The sequence below is a fragment of the Wohlfahrtiimonas sp. G9077 genome (genome assembly GCF_002252155.1).
Classification (GTDB): Bacteria; Pseudomonadota; Gammaproteobacteria; order Cardiobacteriales; family Wohlfahrtiimonadaceae; genus Wohlfahrtiimonas.
In genome coordinates this window covers 107406-123673 of the sequence record NZ_NEFD01000006.1, presented here as the reverse complement: position 1 = coordinate 123673, position 16268 = coordinate 107406, and the positions used below count along the sequence as shown (strand labels likewise).

Genomic DNA, 16268 nt, shown 5'->3' with positions numbered 1-16268 from the left:
TAGGATTGGTCATGTTCAAACCCTTAGGCATCACACTGACAATCATCTGTTTAGCTGGCTGCGCCACACAAAGCAAAGCACCGGACGTTGTGGTGGATGCCGAGGCCTTAAAAACCCTTTGGGTGATGGAAGGTCGCGGGCCTGAATGGCACATCAGCATCAATGGCGATCGCTTTCATGGCTCCTTTCCCGGACGCTATGAAGGCCGCATGATGGCTTGGCATGTCACTGAAAAAGGCAACACCACCACATTGGTGTCAGAGAATCAAAAAGCCACCATTCGCCTAAAAGCCACAGAATGCACCGTTGCTGGGCAAGATTTTACGCACACCGCAACGGTGACCATTAATCAGCAAACTTATCAAGGTTGCGCAAAACATAAGTCACCATCATGAGTCGTTTATCCATCATCTTATTTGAACCTGAGATTCCACCGAATACAGGCAACATCATCCGTTTGTGCGCCAATACTGGAGCAAAACTTCATTTAATTAAACCTTTAGGCTTTGAGCTTGAAGACAAAGCACTGCGCCGCGCGGGACTTGATTATCACGAATGGGCTGACCTTAAAACATGGGACAGTTTAGATGAGTGCTTAGCCTTCATTCAGCCAAACAATGCTTATGCGATGACCACAAAAGGTACGCGTTCATTTTTTGATGTGAAGTTTTCAGACAATGACGCCTTAATCTTTGGCCCTGAAACCCGTGGCTTGCCCATGAGATTTTTAGAGAGCCGTCCGCATGAAACCCTCTGCCGCTTACCAATGAGTGGCAATGGCAGAAGTCTCAATTTATCAAACAGTGTGGCCATCTCCATTTATGAAGCTTGGCGCCAGCTCGATTTTACTTCGCTGAGTTAAGGCGTTTTTTACGCTCTGCCCTAATTTTACGCGCAGTTTTCGGATCAATCTGCAATGGGCGATACACTTCGATGCGATCGCCTGCTTGCAAGACATAATCTAAATCCACAATCTGATTAAAGATCCCATAAACGGGCGATTCAATCAATGCTTTGGCCTTTTGATCCAATTCAAAATATGGCAAAGCTGCCCTAAGCGTCGTCCCTTCACTCAATATTTGATACTCTTGCAACTGTGCCTCTGGTAAGGCAAGGACATATTCAATCTTAATGCTCGCCATAAATCACCTTTGCACGATCTGAGAAGGCTTTGATCATCGAGCCATACATATTTTCAAAAATGGGGCTCAACATCCCGGACAATAAACCGATGGCTAAGGTAAAATCCAGTTCAAATTCAATGCGGCATTCATTCTCATTGATCGGCACAAAGCGCCATTGACCATTGAGTTTTTTAAATGGCCCATTGAGCAATGACATCTCAATGCTTTCATTGATGACCATGCGATTGCGCGTGGTGAAGGTTTTATTGACCGGCCCCATCAATACCCCCACAGAGACATCCATCTCTGTGGTTGCGTTGCGTAATATCCGCACAGTTTTGCACCAAGGCAGATATTCTGGGTATTTTTCCACATCATTGACCAGATTAAACATCTGCTCTGCTGAATATGGCACGACTTTACTTTTACGAATAATTGGCAAAGAAAACTCCTGTTACTTCTTCTGTTGTGCTGCCTGCACTGCGGTGATCGCAATTGTGTAGACAATATCTTCCACTAATGCACCACGAGAAAGATCATTCACAGGTTTTGCCAATCCTTGTAAAACAGGACCAATACTGATGAGGTTTGCACTGCGCTGTACCGCTTTATAGGTGGTATTGCCCGTATTTAAGTCCGGAAAAATAAACACCGTTGCGCGCCCTGCCACCAAACTGTTGGGCAATTTTTGTTTACCCACAGATGGCACATACGCTGCATCAAATTGGATCGGTCCGTCAATCATCAAATCGAGCGCTTGTGTTTGAGCGATTTTTGTGGCTTCTGCCACCGCTTCTACATCCACACCTGAGCCTGAGCTTCCCGTCGAGTACGAAATCATAGCAACCCGTGGCTCAATGTCAAAGGCTTTTGCTGAGTTTGCCGATTGAATGGCAATATTGGCCAACTGTTCAGGCGTTGGATTCGGGTTCACAGCACAATCGCCGTACACATGCGCACCTTCTGGCATCAGCATAAAAAAGATGCTCGAGACGATGGAGGAATTTTGATCTGTGCCCAACAATTGCAACGCAGGACGAATGGTATCCGCCGTTGTGTGTACAGCGCCAGAGACCAAACCATCGACATCATCGTTTGCCAACATTAGTGTGCCAAGCACCACGCTGTCTTTGACCTGCGTTTGTGCCTTCTCTTCGGTCATGCCTTTGTGCTGACGGAGCTTCACCAGTGTATCCACATATTGATCACACACATTGAGTGGTTCAACAATCTCTAAACTTTCAGGCAATGTTAAACCTTCACTTGCTGCCACGGCCTCAATTTTTGCACGCTCGCCCAATAACACACATTGCGCCAATTGACGTTCATGACAAATCAAGGCCGCTTTTAATGTGCGCGGCTCATCACCTTCTGGTAATACAATACGTTGATTGGCTTCACGGGCTTTTTCCATGAGGCGATATTTGAAAAATGCCGGCGTTGTGATCGGATGCTCTACCATCTCATTTAAATGGGCAATCACGGAGTGCAATTGTAAATGCCCTTCGATGAAGCGCACCACATCTTTGACATCAGTGAGCGCAGGATTATCCTCAATCAAGCCAAGGCAAGCAATGCTTTGATCTGTTAGGATTTGGCACGCCATCTCTTCTGTGGTTAAGACTTGATCCGCCATTTTGTTGGCAATGTAACCGGCAATCCAATTTTTCAGTGGTGCAAAGCGCTTAATGTAGAGATTCAAATACTCACCGATTTCACATAAAGAATTGTGCCCTGCATTGCCTGCAAAAATCACACCCGATTGAAAGGTTGAGGCTAAATCTAAGTTGAGTTTTTCTGTAAATGGATTACGCGCATTGAATTCAACCCCTTCGATCACCACAACATCATGATTTTTCTGAGCGTCTACCACAAGTTCAATGGATTTTTCTAAAATGGTGTCATAATCATCTTTTAAAATGAGGGCTTCCACCTCATTCATATTCAATGAAATGGGTGCGGTTTCATCAAAAACATATTTATACAACACAGCTGTGTCATGATGGGTTTGACTGATGGGCTTGATGTATCCGACTTTTAAACCTTCTGCCCGCAAAGCTTTGACCAAGGCAAAAGTGATGGGATACAAATGGGTAATTTGTCCAATTGGGCTTACAAATAAAGTTTTCATCAATCTATCCTCAAATCTTATGAATCATGGATCAAGCGACTTATAGGCACGCAATCACATCTAATGTGTCGCGCACAATCATTAATTCTTCATCGGTGCACAATACAAGGGCTTGACCGAATGTCTCACTGGTGGCAATCACGCCTTCAGCACCGCCGACGGTGGCTTCGTTCGCCGCTTCATCTAGGTGATAACCTAAAAAGCCTAAGTGTTCGATCACTTTTTTACGGCTCATAAAGTCATTTTGCCCAATGCCGCCTGTAAAGACCAAGGCATCTAAACGGCCAAGGGGCACGATGTAGGAAACAATTTTCTTCGCTAAGCGGTAATTCATCATCTCTAATGCCACTTGCGCACCATGATGCCCTTCTTTAGCCGCCGCCCACAATGTACGGCAATCATTTGATAATTCAGAGACGCCAAGCAACCCACTTTTGGTGTTTAAAATGTGATCAATCTCATAACTGTCGATGTTTAAAATGGTGGAGAGATATTTGACAATCCCCGGATCCACATCACCTGAGCGCGTGCCCATCACCAAACCTTCTAACGGCGTAAAGCCCATGGTGGTGTCCATCGACTGACCATTTTTAATGGAGGCCAAAGATGAACCATTGCCTAAATGCGCACTGATGATGCAGTGATCATTTGGATCTAAACCCAATGTATCGATGGTTTTTTCGGCAATGAAACGGTGACTTGTACCATGGAAACCATAACGGCGCACATTGTGATCGCGATATAATTCCATCGGAATGGCATATAAATAAGCCGTCTCTGGCATCGTTTGATGGAATGCCGTGTCAAACACAGCCACTTGCGGTAAATGTGGAAATGCCACTTGTGCTGTCTTAATGCCGATTAAGTTTGCAGGGTTATGCAGTGGTGCTAAAGGCACACACGCTTCGATTTGATCTAACACTTCCTGATCAATCAAGGCAGACGATTTAAATTTATTGCCACCATGCACCACGCGGTGCCCAATGGCTTGGATTTGTTCTAAATAACCTTTCTCTTTTAAGAAGGCTAAAATGTATTCAACGGCTTCTTGATGTCCACTCCCATTGCCAAGGGATGCCACGATTTTATCACCATTGCATTTTGTGGTGATTTCCGCGCCATTGCCGCCTAAGCGTTCGGCTAAACCTGAGAGCTCTACTTTTTCACTGTCTGCATCCATCAATGAGAATTTGAGTGATGAACTGCCGCAGTTGAAAATCAGAATGTAGGACATAAAAACTCCTTTAAATTGTCATCATATTTATTGAATCATTCGTTATTAACATGATACTTAGCTGATTACCTGCGTCAGTATATCAAACCTAAATATCTTCCCCGTCATTTTGTGCAGCGAATGGGCTATAAATCAGAGTCATTTTTGACACACATCCATTATTTTGGGAAAAAGGGTTGTCCGCAACAGCCACTGTCAGCCAAATCCCCCAATCTCTGTCTGGCAATTGCCAAAAAATTTCCTCTTCAGAATCCTCTAGAGTCGGATGATTTAACTTTTTAGTCAAATATTTTTTGTAAGCATTTTGTTGTTTTTGACAATTTTCTGCCTTGCCTGAATAATAATTAAAGCTTGCATCATTGAGCACCCATTGATCAGACAGCTTTAAAAAGCTTGCATCTAACGTGTTTGGCTGACGATTCGCTTGCAATAAAAGCTCCTCATCATTTTCCATCATGATGACAAATTTTTCTGCCAAAATATTTTCATTTGCCATGATTTGTTGTGGTGATGTTGCCACTAATTGTTCATCTAATAAGTAATCGCTGATCTCTTTTAATGTCAACCCATGAGCGGTCATTGATAACCACATCACCCCAATCACACTCATTTGACTTGCGCTTTTTATCTGCATAACCGAACCTAAACTGTGCCATGAATCCTCAAAGTCACCATCTTAACAACAAAAACGCCGCCCTTCGAGTTTGATGCATTTATGAACAATATTTATTTTAAATAAAGCGTTTGGTTTTCGAAAATATATCGGTTATACTTGCTTTTCAGACTTTTTAGGAGCCAATCTCAATGAAGAATCATTCTCATATAAAAACAATCGGTCTCACAACATTGGTCGCTTTCTCTACGCTCTTTAGCACAGCGTTTGCTAAAGAACCATTTAAAGTGGCCACCACCTTCACCATCATTCAAGATATGGCGCAAAATGTGGCCGGCGATGCCGCAATTGTCGAATCCATCACCAAGCATGGCGCAGAAATTCATAATTATCAACCCACGCCAAAAGACATCATCCGCACACAATCAGCCGACCTCATTTTATGGAATGGTTTATATTTAGAAAATTGGTTCGAGCGCTTTTTTGAAAACATGAAAGATGTGCCCTCCGTTGTGGTGAGCGATGGCATTGAGCCTTTATCCATCACAGAAGGTGAATACAATGGCATGCCCAATCCACATGCGTGGATGAGCCCAACCAATGCCCTCATTTATGTGGACAATATCCGTGATGCTTTTGTCAAATATGATCCTGACAATGCAGACACCTACACAAAAAATGCTGAAGATTATAAAGCAAAAATCAAAGCCCTCGATCAACCTTTGCGTGATCGCTTAGCGAACATCCCTGAGGATCAACGCTGGCTCGTTACGAGTGAAGGCGCATTTAGTTATCTTGCCAAAGATTATGACTTTAAAGAGCTCTATTTATGGGCCATCAATGCAGAACAACAAGGCACGCCGCAACAAGTGCGCAAAGTGATCGATACCGTTCGTGCGAACAACATTCCTGTGGTGTTCAGTGAAAGTACGGTATCTGATAAACCTGCTAAACAAATCAGCAAAGAAACCAATGCTGATTATGGTGGCGTTTTGTATGTGGATTCCCTCTCTGAGCCTAATGGCCCTGTACCCACGTACATTGATCTATTGAATGTGACGGTGGAAACCATCGCTAAAGGGTTCAAACAATGAGTGAGCCCTTCTCTTTATGCGTTGAGAATCTAACGGTGACCTACAACAATGGTCACACCGCCATTCGCGATGTCAATTTCACCTTAAAAGGTGGCACCATTTGCGCCCTTGTGGGCGTCAATGGTGGCGGTAAATCCACGCTCTTTAAGAGCATCATGGGCATGGTTAAACCCACAAAAGGCTCTGTCACCATCAATGGTGAAAGCGTCAAAGCTGCATTAAAACAGAACATTGTGGCTTATGTCCCTCAAACTGAAGAGGTGGATTGGAGCTTTCCGGTTTTGGTGTCCGATGTAGTGATGATGGGTCGCTATGGCAAAATGAATTTTTTGCGCATCCCATCGACCCATGATAAACAAAAAGTGATCGAAGCCTTAACCCGCGTCAGCATGGAGAGTTTAGCCCATCGTCAAATCGGCGAGCTGTCCGGCGGGCAAAAAAAGCGCGTTTTTCTAGCACGCGCATTGGCACAAGAGGGCAAAATCATTTTGCTCGATGAACCCTTTACGGGTGTGGATGTGAAAACAGAAAATGCCATTGTGGCACTGCTTCGCACCTTACGAGAAGAGGGGCATTTGATTTTAGTGTCCACCCATAACTTAGGCAGCGTGCCTGAATTTTGTGATCAAACCCTATTCATCAATCGCACCATCATTGCTGCGGGCCCGACAGAAACCACCTTTAACCATCATAACTTAGAGAAAACCTTTGGCGGCGTATTGCGCCACATTCACATTGATGGCGATGAGCTCCATGATGATGAAGATCCGCGCCGCGTGACTGTGCTCACCGATGATGAGCGCCCTGCCGTCTTCTACGGCACGCATAAAAATGAACCTGCGCGTAAAAGTAAAAGTTTGCCGTGCCAAAAGGAGCGTTATTGATATGTGGGAACTCTTAACTGAACCCTTCACCTATGAATACATGCGTAAAGCCATTTGGGTCAGCGGATTGGTGGGGGGAACCTGCGCATTTTTATCAGCGTATTTAATGCTCAAAGGTTGGTCCTTAATGGGCGATGCCCTTTCCCATTCGGTGGTGCCGGGCGTTGCTGGCGCATATGCGTTGGGCTTACCTTATTCGATTGGCGCATTTTTCTCAGGTTTATTGGCGGCATTTTCCATCACCATCATTCGCCATTTTACGCGTTTAAAAGAGGATGCCATCATTGGCTTTATCTTCTCCACGTTCTTTGCCATTGGCTTATTCATCGTGTCACTCAATCCCACTTCTGTGGATGTGCAATCCATCATCTTTGGGAACATTTTAGCCATTGCCGACAGCGACATTTTACAAGTGAACATCATCATTGCCGTCTCCCTTTTGGTGTTACTCGTGATCTGGAAAGATTTATTGGCCGTCTTTTTTGACGAAACCCATGCACGTTCTGTGGGGCTATCACCTTTAAAACTTAAAATCATCTTTTTTACGCTTTTAAGTGCATGCACAATCGCCGCCCTGCAAACGGTGGGTGCCATTTTGGTGATCGCAATGGTGATCACGCCCGGCGCAACCGCCTATTTATTGAGTGATAAGTTTTCCCACATCATCATCATTTCCATGATCATTGGCACCGTGAGCAGCGTTGTCGGTGCTTGGCTCAGTTACTATTTAAATGGTGCAACAGGCGGCGTGATTGTCTCCCTACAAACGGCGCTTTTTTTGCTTGCCTTTGTGTTTGCGCCAAAATATGGCTTCATCGCAACGCGCCTTAAAATCCGCAAAGGAGGTCAATGATGGACAGCTTCATCACATTCTTCACTGAACCCTTTCAATTAGAATTGATGCGCCGCGCGCTGTATGCGGCCATTGTGATTGCCATCATCTGTGCGCTCTTTTCCTGCTTTTTGGTGCTAAAAGGTTGGTCTTTGATTGGCGATGCCATCTCTCATGCGGTATTACCCGGGGTGGTCATCTCATTCATCATCGGCATTCCCTTCATCGTTGGCGCCTTTTTCTCAGGCATTTTTTGTGCCTTTGCCACAGGATTCATTAAAAACAACTCCCGCATCAAGGAAGATACCGTCATGGGCATTCTCTTCTCGGGGATGTTTGCCATTGGTTTAGTGATGATCACAAAAGTGGAGAGCAACATTCACCTTTCTCACATTTTGTTTGGGAACATTTTGGGCATCACACATGCTGAATTTATTTTTACATTGGTGATGAGCAGCATCATTGGCATCATTTTGTTAATGAAGGTCAAAGACCTCATTCTCTTCTGCTTTGATCCGATTCAAGCAAAAGTTGTGGGTTTACCCGTGACATTGATGCATTATCTCCTATTATCCATGCTCTCTTTAACGATTGTTACCGCGCTACAAGCGGCAGGCATCGTGCTTGTGATTGCAATGTTGATTGCCCCTGGCATCACTGCATTTTTACTCACCAAACGTTTTGAGTATATGTTATTGATCGCGGTGATCGCCTCTGTCAGTGCTTCAGTGATTGGCACCATCATCAGTTACCATTTAGATGCGGATACAGGTCCATCGATTGTCATTGTGCAAGCCATTCTCTTTGCTTTAGCGTATGGCGTGAGTTTACTCCTTCGCCCTTCAGCAACAAAAACGCCGCATCAAACTTGATGCGGCGCTGCCGTTGAATCTAGATTCATCCGTTAAACTAATGCTAGCCCACTTGCTCAGCCGCTTGCACTAAGAGATCGCTCAAGAACCAATACGCAAATGAGAAGTAAATCACCACGCCTAAAAAGTCCATGATGGATGTGAGCATCGGTGAGCTCAATGTGGCCGGATCAATGTTAAAGCGCTTGGCGATGAAGGGCAGCAAAATACCGATCAAACCACCCACAAATGTCACGGTAATCATGGACAATGCCAAAATCATCAACACTTGAATGCTGATACCATCTTTAAAGAAGTACGCTAAAATCACTTCCACCGTTGCTACCGTCACACCGAGCATCAAGGCGACCGGAATCTCTTTTTTGAAGATGAACCACACATCTTCCCATTTCAGCTTAATATCACCAAGCGCCATTGAACGAATCACAAGCGTTGCCGATTGACTGCCCGTATTCCCGCCCATGTCCACAATCGGTGCTAAGAACGCTGCTAAAATGATCACTTCAGATAAAATTTCCTCTTGTTTGGCCACAAAGCTACTGGTGAAGACGCCAAAAATCGTCAAAATGATCAACCAGAAACCACGCACGGTGAGCATGCGCCAAAAACCTGAATATTGATAATCCAGCTCTGGCCCACTCATCGGCACGTTACCCCCAAGCTTGGCAAAGGAGTCCGCAGCGGATTCACGTAAGCGCTCCATCGCATCATCGACAGTGACAATCCCGATCAAATGCCCATAGTTATCCGTCACAGGTAATGCATCAAAGTCATAGCGCTCAATCAGTTCAACCGCCACCGTATCTTTATCTGAGGCGCGCGCTTGAATGATGTCGCTCACCATAATGTCCTTCATACACACATCATCATCGCGCAGCAATAGATCCTGAAAGGAGAGTACGCCCACTAAATGACGAAATTCATCGGTCACATAGATCATGGAGAGCGAATCTTTATTGCGCGCTTCACGGCGGATTTGTTGCCAAACATCGCTGACGGTGGCATTGGCAGACACATTCACATAGTCGGCACTGGTCATCGCGCCCACCGTGCCTTCAGGATATGATGAAAGCTCTAAAATGGCATCGCGCTCACCTTTATCTAACGATGGAATGATGGAGTTGCGCTGCACTTGGCTCAGCATCACAAATAGGCTCACCTGCTCATCTGATGGCAATGCCTCAAACAAGCGCTTTAACGCCGCGATGGATAGATGCGGCACAAAACGCACTTTTTCTTCCTCTTCAAACTCCTCAAAAAGATAGGCTAAATTCTCGGCATCTAATTGTTCAAGGAGGGCGACGACATCTTCTGTGGCAAATTCTTCCACCGCATCGGCTAAGTCAATGGCTTTGGTATTTTGAATCAGTTCAATAAAACGCTCAACATCACGCGCTTGAATGATGGGTTCTAAATGAAAATAAAGATTAGATTTATGATAAACACTCATTAAGTTGCTCCCTTTTTTAATGATGAATTAGGAGAACCATGGTTTCAGACCATTGCAATCTTCAGCTGCCCTGAAGATTGAGGATTTCAGGACTCAGCTTATTGTATTGTGGTGTAAGATCGCCATATCGGCACGATCGAGTCATCATCCATGGAAAGTTTCCCTCTGTTAAAATTGTCGCCATTATACATGTTCAGTAAACAGTTGAATGTTAAATTATCTAAATGATAACCTCTGTCCTTTAAAAAATTGCTAACTTTTTAATTATTAAGCACTTTTTTATTTGTGCATTTGATCATATAATGCCAAATCGCAGGAGAGTGAGTTTAATCTCTGCCGAAGGCGCAAACTCCCATAAACGCTCAGGCTCATGGACTGCGAACAACGATATCAATCGCCAACTGGAGAGAGAGATGTGAATCTCCACCGAAGGGGCAAGCAATTTAGGTTGCGTAAACTCTCAGGTAAAAAGGACAGAGGGAGTGGCAAAACTCAATCCATTAGGAGTTTTTGTGCTTTTTTACATCTATATTGTAGCCATTACGGCTGAAGCCATGTCTGGCGCACTCGCAGCGGGACGTCGTAACATGGACATGTTTGGCGTGGCGCTCATTGCCTTTTTAACTGCCCTTGGCGGCGGCACCATCCGCGACATCATTTTGGGTAATTATCCCATTTCTTGGACGCAGCACCCAACATACATCTATCTCACCATTTCCGCAGGTTTATTGACCATGTTGGTGGCACGCTTCATGCATCGCTTAAATCGCATCTTTTTGATTTTAGATGCGATGGGGCTCATTGCATTTACCATCATTGGTTGCAATGTGGCGCTGCGTTTAGAGCCACAATTTCATTACAGCACCATTGTGGTGATCATGGCAGGCATGATTACAGGTGTGGGCGGCGGCATTTTACGCGATGTGCTCTGTAATCGCACGCCACAAGTTTTGCGCCATGAGTTATACGCGAGTGTCTCTTTATTGGTGGCATTGCTCTATTTGGGGTTAAAATACTTCCATGTGGATGAAAACATCAACATGGGCATCTCATTTGTGGTGGGCTTGAGCATTCGTTTAGCGGCCATCCATTGGAATTTGTCTTTACCCGTTTTCTCCTATTCACCCAATAAATGGAAATGATCCAATAGATAAGGAGTTATTATGATCCGTGCGTTGATACTCTCAACCCTCTTACTGTTGCCAAGTGCTGCGTTTGCTGTGGATGCACAATCTTCTGACCGCTGTGTGATACTCGAAGATGGCGCTGAGCTCTGCTTAAAAGCCCCGAAACAACCCAGTAATGCTCAGCCAAATCCTAAAGCGGTGGCCGAAGCCTTAACGCAATTATTGGCATTGCCGCAAGATTACGAGCCTTCTTTGCAGGCGGGCTTAAACTTTTTGTCTAAAAAAGATCCCTCTGAGATCGATGTGGTGACACTTGTCAATCAGCTGCTCACCGTCAACGATGTGCCCAGTGAAATTGGCAACACATTGCAAAGTTACGTCACTATGATCACCCAAGATTCACAAGAAGCTGAGGATCAATTTTTAAAAGCAGGCACCGGATTATTAAAACTCATCATTCAAGCCTCTAAAGAGACCGATGAAGAATAAAAAAAGCGCCTAAAGGCGCTTTTTTTATCTTAATTACGGCGTGACTTCTGCTGCTTTCGCGCCGCCTTCATCTGGCAGCGTCACAAAACCAATATTACCAAGCCCTGCCTTACTCAATGCCGTGATGGTTTTGGCCACCACTTCATACGGCACTTTCACATCCACATGCAATTGTACCAATGGATTGTGCTCAGGATTATTCGCTGTGGCTTCTGCCTTTAAGTTTTCAAGGGTTGTGAGCACCGTTTCATCATTGGGCATCAAGGTTTCATTGATGTGTACCTCTGATTGTTCATTGATGGCAATGATGATGGGCTGATTTTCCGTTTGATCTTGTTTGACCTGTTCTTTAATGTCCACCGCTTCAGGCAGTTTCAACTTCACCGACTGCGTGACTAAAGGCGCTGTTAGAATAAAGATCACCAAAAGCACGAGCATCACATCGATGAGTGGCACCATGTTGATCTCTGCCCGCGCCCGAGAATTTGTCCCACGTAAACGTCCAAAGGCCATGCTTATGCTCCCTGTTTTTTCGCTTTATCGTGACAATCATTGTGACAACCTGAGCAATCGCCGCCCAATAGATTCAACAATTCAAAGGCAAAAGAGTCAAGTGTGCCCATCGTCACTTGATTACGGCGCGTCACCCAACTGTGTGCCAATACTGCAGGAATGGCCACAGCTAAACCCACGCCAGTCATGATCAAAGCCTCACCCACAGGACCGGCCACTTTATCAATGGTGCCAGCGCCTGTTGAGCCAATTTCAATCAACGCATGATAAATGCCCCAAACAGTTCCGAATAAGCCCACAAAAGGTGCCGTTGCAGACACAGCTGCCAATGCCGTCACACCATTTTCACAGCGCAAATGAATTTCATCCAATTTCGTACTAAGGGCGCGCGTGATCACTTCACTGAGTGAGCCGCTGTCACGCAAAGAGTTGCCATGTGTTTTTTGATAACGCTGCACAGCATGCACGCCAGCATCGGTTAAAATCTCATGATAATTATTTGGCGTATGTTCCGCTAAATAGCCATCAATGTCTTCAACGGATTTAGCACTCCAAAACATTTTTAAGAATTTTTTTGTACGCACACGCTCAGACAAACCTTGCAGTGCCTTTAAAATGATGATGAGCCATGAAACCACCGACATTAAAATCAAGATGCAAAAGAGCACCTTACTCACCATGTCTGCTTGCCCAATAAAATGTTCAAATCCCATACTCGAAACTTCTGGTTGCATTGTCTTTCCTTTCTTTAAATTGTGAGGCTTAAAATTTTAATTGATACGGGATGCGAACGGAAAAGCTTTGTGCTTGACCATTGACCACATACGGTTTTAAACGCACTTTATAACCTGCTTTTTCTGCAGCTTTATCGATCTGCTCATTGCCTGAGGATTTTTCAATCTTAACAGACACCGCATACCCTTTTTCGTTAATTTGGATGAGCAATACGGTTGTGCCACCGACGCGGCGCATGATGACAGAACGCGGATATTGTGGTGAGGGTTTTGCGAGCACAGACACTTCCTGCATATTGAGTACACGATGATCAACGCGCTTAGATTGACGTTTATTTTCGGGTTTCGCCTCTTGCTTCTTAGGTTTAGGCTGTGGCTTTTTCACCTCTTTTTTCGGCTGCTGAATTTTTGGCGCATCAGGCGTTGGCTTTTTCACCGCAACAATCTCTTCTTTAGGCGGCTCAATGACAGGCTCAGGCTCAACCACTGGTTCTTCGATTTTTTCTGGCGTCTCCTCAATCGGTTCGGCTTGTGCAGTCACCGCTTCTGATGCTTCAGATGGCTGATCCTCATCATCGTGTTGATTCGTCACCTCTTTTGCCGTATCGACCCCGGCTAAGGTGATCTGACTCATGGTCATGGTGGGCTCAACAAACTCAATGTGCATCTCTTGGCCGCGCCCTGTATGCGTAATGGCATAAATTAAGCCACCATGAAGTAAAAACACCCCGATCAGTGCAGTCACAAAGATCATTAAATTTGTTTTGTCATGCAATAATGGCACAGCACTTTCCCAATTGGTTGATGTGTAAATTAAAATTGATATTTAGCAGTGATCCAAAAACGGCGACCTTCTTCTAAACGACGATAACGGTTAGTAAAATCGCTACTTTTGCTCACAATTTGAGGTGCTTGATAATCAGCAAAATTTTTATTGAGTACGTTGTCAATACCCGCGCTAAAACTCATTTGTTCATTCACTTGGTACTTCGCACCGACATTCATAATGACATAAGGTTTATAATAAACTTTTGCCCCTGCAGCTGTCAGGCCGTGATACTGTTTTGCACGATATTCAGCATCCATCCATGTACTCCATGCATCATCAATCGCCCAATGAACTTTGGCATTTAGCATGTGTTTTGGTGTTTCACTGAAAGGAATTTTTCGTCCCGTCGCATTACGAAACTCACTGTCTGTATAGGTGTAATTAAGATTTAAAACGATGTGATCAAACATTTGATAGCGCATGCCCGTTTCAATGCCATATACTTTGGCATCATCCACATTTCGATATTGGGCGGCTTCAGAAAAACCCGTCAAATCAATACCCGAAATCTGTGCACTTGGCTTTGTTTCTGTATTGATCTTATCTTTAAACTTCGTATAAAAGAGCGTGGCATTGGCCGAAAAATTTGTTTGATTATCAAAATACACACCCAACTCAGCAGATGTTGACGTTTCTGGCTTCAAATCTGGATTGCCCACCAATGGCAATGCTCCTTGACGACCATAACCCACAATGTCATTACGCATGAGTTGTAAATCTGGCGCTCTAAACGCACGGCTCACGCCGCCTTTGATTTGCCAATCATCATTCACATTCCATGTTAAGTAAATGCGTGGGCTAAAGTGACTGCCAAAATCCTCATTTTTATCATAACGTAAACCGAATGTTGCAATAAATGCATCACTGATTGACCATTCATCTTCTACAAAGAGCGCCCATTGCCACTGTTTGACATCTAAGGGCGCAGACGCTAAACCATCCGTGAGTTTTTGATGCTTATATTGCCCACCTGCTGTGATTAAATGGTCCCTGAGCCCAAACATCCATTTATTATCCACAATGATATTGGTATATTGAATATCGCGTTTTGTACCATCATAAGGCATTGGCTTGGCGGATAGAGGATTGATACGCCCCAATGTTTTTGTGTGATCCCATAAAATGGCGCTGTCCACTGTGACAGCATCATAACGGCCTTGATGAGACAGTGATACGCGATCGCGTGTGAATTTCAATTCATCACTATAGCCACCACCCACCAACTGCCCTTTTTTATTTGGTTTAACATGAGTGTTGAGTGTACCCAGCTGACCTTCACTATTATCAAAACGCTGCACGCCACGCTCATAATTTAAAATAATGTCATTTTGCGCATCTGGCGTGAAGCTCAATTTCGCACCATAATGATAATTTTTGCGTTTACCCAAGCCAGAAAACTGATTGTATTGCCCGGTATAATCACCACTGGCAGCTTCTTTGGCATTTTTTGGGAATTTGCCTTTGGCATTCCCCGCATGCTCATAACCAGCCATAATGGCTAAGCCAAGTGTATCCTTTATTAAGGGACCTGCGGCATATACACTTGTATTCATTTTTGATGCAAATTTAGATGTTTTTTGTGGTTCTGTAAAACCAACATTGAATTCACCGCCCCATTGCGTGGGTACTTTTTTAGTGATGATGTTAACGACGCCGCCCATGGCATCTGAGCCATATAATGTTGACATCGGACCGCGCACTACTTCAATTTGTTCAATGGCGGACATCGGTGGAATAAAGTTACTGTCCACATCGCCAAAGCCATTTGGACGTGCGCCACGACTGTTTTGACTTAAACGCTTGCCATCAATCATGATTAACGTGTAATCACTTGGTAAACCGCGAATGCTAATGTTCGCACCGCCTGATTTACCACCACGTTCAACACTCACACCTTCGACAGCTTTCAGTGCACCGCCTAAACCGGTGATGGGTTGATCCGTCAAGTGTTCGCCAGAAATCACAGAGATACTCGCAGGTGCATCTTTGATCGTTTGATCAAAGCCCGATGCGGTCACCACCACTTGGGATAAATTGATGATGGCATCATCGGCCGTTTCTTCTGCATGCGCCTGCATACATACGCTGGCCACTAAGGCGGCAAGCCCATTAATCTTCCATGATTTTGCGTCTAACATTCGTTCATCCTAGCTCAAACTGTCCATGAATCACGTTTCTTACGAAACACCTTAAATCGCTTCACAACTTTAGGATTGGAATTATTCCTATTTCCTTTTGAAATGTCAATACAAATGCTATTTATTCTCATTTGATAAAGTTAAGCAAATGATTGTGAGTCGGTTTAGACTGAAATTCTAGGCACAAAAAAAGAGAGCCAACGC

18 protein-coding genes and 2 riboswitches are annotated in these 16268 nt (G+C 44.5%); of the genes, 8 read left to right on the top strand and 10 right to left on the bottom strand.

Going from position 1 to position 16268, the window contains the following annotated elements; translation table 11 throughout:
- The first annotated feature begins 11 nt into the window (after positions 1-11).
- Together B9T20_RS08555 and trmL are read left to right on the top strand one after the other, a co-directional pair.
- Positions 12-395, top strand: a complete 384-nt coding sequence (locus B9T20_RS08555; RefSeq protein ID WP_094490661.1) for a hypothetical protein — start codon at positions 12-14, stop codon at positions 393-395.
- Positions 392-862, top strand: a complete 471-nt coding sequence (gene trmL, locus B9T20_RS08550) for a tRNA (uridine(34)/cytosine(34)/5-carboxymethylaminomethyluridine(34)-2'-O)-methyltransferase TrmL (protein WP_094490660.1) — start codon at positions 392-394, stop codon at positions 860-862. Before B9T20_RS08555 ends, trmL begins: the two co-directional genes overlap by 4 nt.
- On the opposite strand, the gene B9T20_RS08545 is transcribed toward trmL, so the two are convergent.
- The 5 genes from B9T20_RS08545 to B9T20_RS08525 all read right to left on the bottom strand — a co-directional run bounded on the left by B9T20_RS08545 (position 846) and on the right by B9T20_RS08525 (position 5123).
- The gene (locus B9T20_RS08545; protein WP_094490659.1) at positions 846-1142 is read right to left on the bottom strand and encodes an RnfH family protein; all 297 of its coding nucleotides are present in this window, start codon (positions 1140-1142) and stop codon (positions 846-848) included. The genes trmL and B9T20_RS08545 overlap by 17 nt on opposite strands.
- Positions 1129-1566, bottom strand: a complete 438-nt coding sequence (locus B9T20_RS08540; RefSeq protein ID WP_094490658.1) for a type II toxin-antitoxin system RatA family toxin — start codon at positions 1564-1566, stop codon at positions 1129-1131. Before B9T20_RS08540 ends, B9T20_RS08545 begins: the two co-directional genes overlap by 14 nt.
- Positions 1567-1578: 12 nt before the next feature.
- Positions 1579-3255, bottom strand: coding sequence for a phosphate acetyltransferase (gene pta / locus B9T20_RS08535; protein WP_094490657.1), 1677 nt, complete (start codon positions 3253-3255; stop codon positions 1579-1581).
- 40 nt (positions 3256-3295) lie between these two features.
- A complete protein-coding gene (locus B9T20_RS08530; RefSeq protein WP_008314965.1) occupies positions 3296-4489 on the bottom strand; it encodes an acetate kinase in 1194 nt (397 codons plus the stop codon).
- A gap of 88 nt (positions 4490-4577) precedes the next feature.
- Positions 4578-5123, bottom strand: coding sequence for a hypothetical protein (locus tag B9T20_RS08525; protein ID WP_094490656.1), 546 nt, complete (start codon positions 5121-5123; stop codon positions 4578-4580).
- Positions 5124-5293: 170 nt separating this feature from the next.
- Between B9T20_RS08525 and B9T20_RS08520 the strand changes: the two genes are divergently transcribed.
- From B9T20_RS08520 to B9T20_RS08505, 4 genes are read left to right on the top strand one after another with little or no spacing between them, the layout of a single operon-like run.
- Complete coding sequence (locus tag B9T20_RS08520; RefSeq protein ID WP_094488472.1) at positions 5294-6196, top strand: metal ABC transporter substrate-binding protein; 903 nt, start codon at positions 5294-5296, stop codon at positions 6194-6196.
- Complete coding sequence (locus B9T20_RS08515) at positions 6193-7080, top strand: manganese/iron ABC transporter ATP-binding protein (protein ID WP_018121936.1); 888 nt, start codon at positions 6193-6195, stop codon at positions 7078-7080. Before B9T20_RS08520 ends, B9T20_RS08515 begins: the two co-directional genes overlap by 4 nt.
- Before the next feature lies 1 nt (position 7081).
- Positions 7082-7933: a metal ABC transporter permease gene (locus tag B9T20_RS08510; RefSeq protein WP_018121935.1), complete on the top strand. Its 852-nt coding sequence runs from the start codon at positions 7082-7084 to the stop codon at positions 7931-7933.
- On the top strand, positions 7933-8784 hold the full coding sequence (locus tag B9T20_RS08505) for a metal ABC transporter permease (RefSeq protein ID WP_094490655.1): 852 nt from the start codon (positions 7933-7935) through the stop codon (positions 8782-8784). The genes B9T20_RS08510 and B9T20_RS08505 overlap by 1 nt, the downstream gene beginning before the upstream one ends.
- Positions 8785-8827: 43 nt before the next feature.
- Here the strand turns inward: B9T20_RS08505 and mgtE are convergent, their stop codons facing one another.
- On the bottom strand, positions 8828-10234 hold the full coding sequence (gene mgtE / locus B9T20_RS08500; protein WP_094490654.1) for a magnesium transporter: 1407 nt from the start codon (positions 10232-10234) through the stop codon (positions 8828-8830).
- 303 nt (positions 10235-10537) lie between these two features.
- Positions 10538-10622, top strand: a riboswitch (glycine riboswitch).
- A 3-nt stretch (positions 10623-10625) separates the two neighbouring features.
- Positions 10626-10721: riboswitch (glycine riboswitch) on the top strand.
- A 25-nt stretch (positions 10722-10746) separates the two neighbouring features.
- On the opposite strand from mgtE, the gene B9T20_RS08495 reads away from it, so the two are divergent.
- Positions 10747-11376 carry a trimeric intracellular cation channel family protein gene (locus B9T20_RS08495; protein ID WP_094490674.1) on the top strand — a complete coding sequence of 210 codons (630 nt, stop codon included), beginning with the start codon at positions 10747-10749 and terminating at the stop codon, positions 11374-11376.
- Positions 11377-11397: 21 nt separating this feature from the next.
- Positions 11398-11850: a hypothetical protein gene (locus B9T20_RS08490; protein WP_094490653.1), complete on the top strand. Its 453-nt coding sequence runs from the start codon at positions 11398-11400 to the stop codon at positions 11848-11850.
- 33 nt (positions 11851-11883) lie between these two features.
- Here the strand turns inward: B9T20_RS08490 and B9T20_RS08485 are convergent, their stop codons facing one another.
- Genes B9T20_RS08485 through B9T20_RS08470 form a run of 4 tightly spaced genes read right to left on the bottom strand, consistent with a single transcriptional unit; the run spans position 11884 to position 16064 of the window.
- Positions 11884-12363, bottom strand: coding sequence for a biopolymer transporter ExbD (locus B9T20_RS08485; RefSeq protein ID WP_094490652.1), 480 nt, complete (start codon positions 12361-12363; stop codon positions 11884-11886).
- A gap of 2 nt (positions 12364-12365) precedes the next feature.
- Positions 12366-13097, bottom strand: coding sequence for a MotA/TolQ/ExbB proton channel family protein (locus tag B9T20_RS08480; protein ID WP_094490651.1), 732 nt, complete (start codon positions 13095-13097; stop codon positions 12366-12368).
- A gap of 28 nt (positions 13098-13125) precedes the next feature.
- A complete protein-coding gene (locus tag B9T20_RS08475) occupies positions 13126-13851 on the bottom strand; it encodes an energy transducer TonB (RefSeq protein ID WP_233491653.1) in 726 nt (241 codons plus the stop codon).
- Between the two features lie 59 nt (positions 13852-13910).
- The gene (locus tag B9T20_RS08470; protein ID WP_094490649.1) at positions 13911-16064 is read right to left on the bottom strand and encodes a TonB-dependent receptor domain-containing protein; all 2154 of its coding nucleotides are present in this window, start codon (positions 16062-16064) and stop codon (positions 13911-13913) included.
- Positions 16065-16268 lie beyond the last annotated feature (204 nt).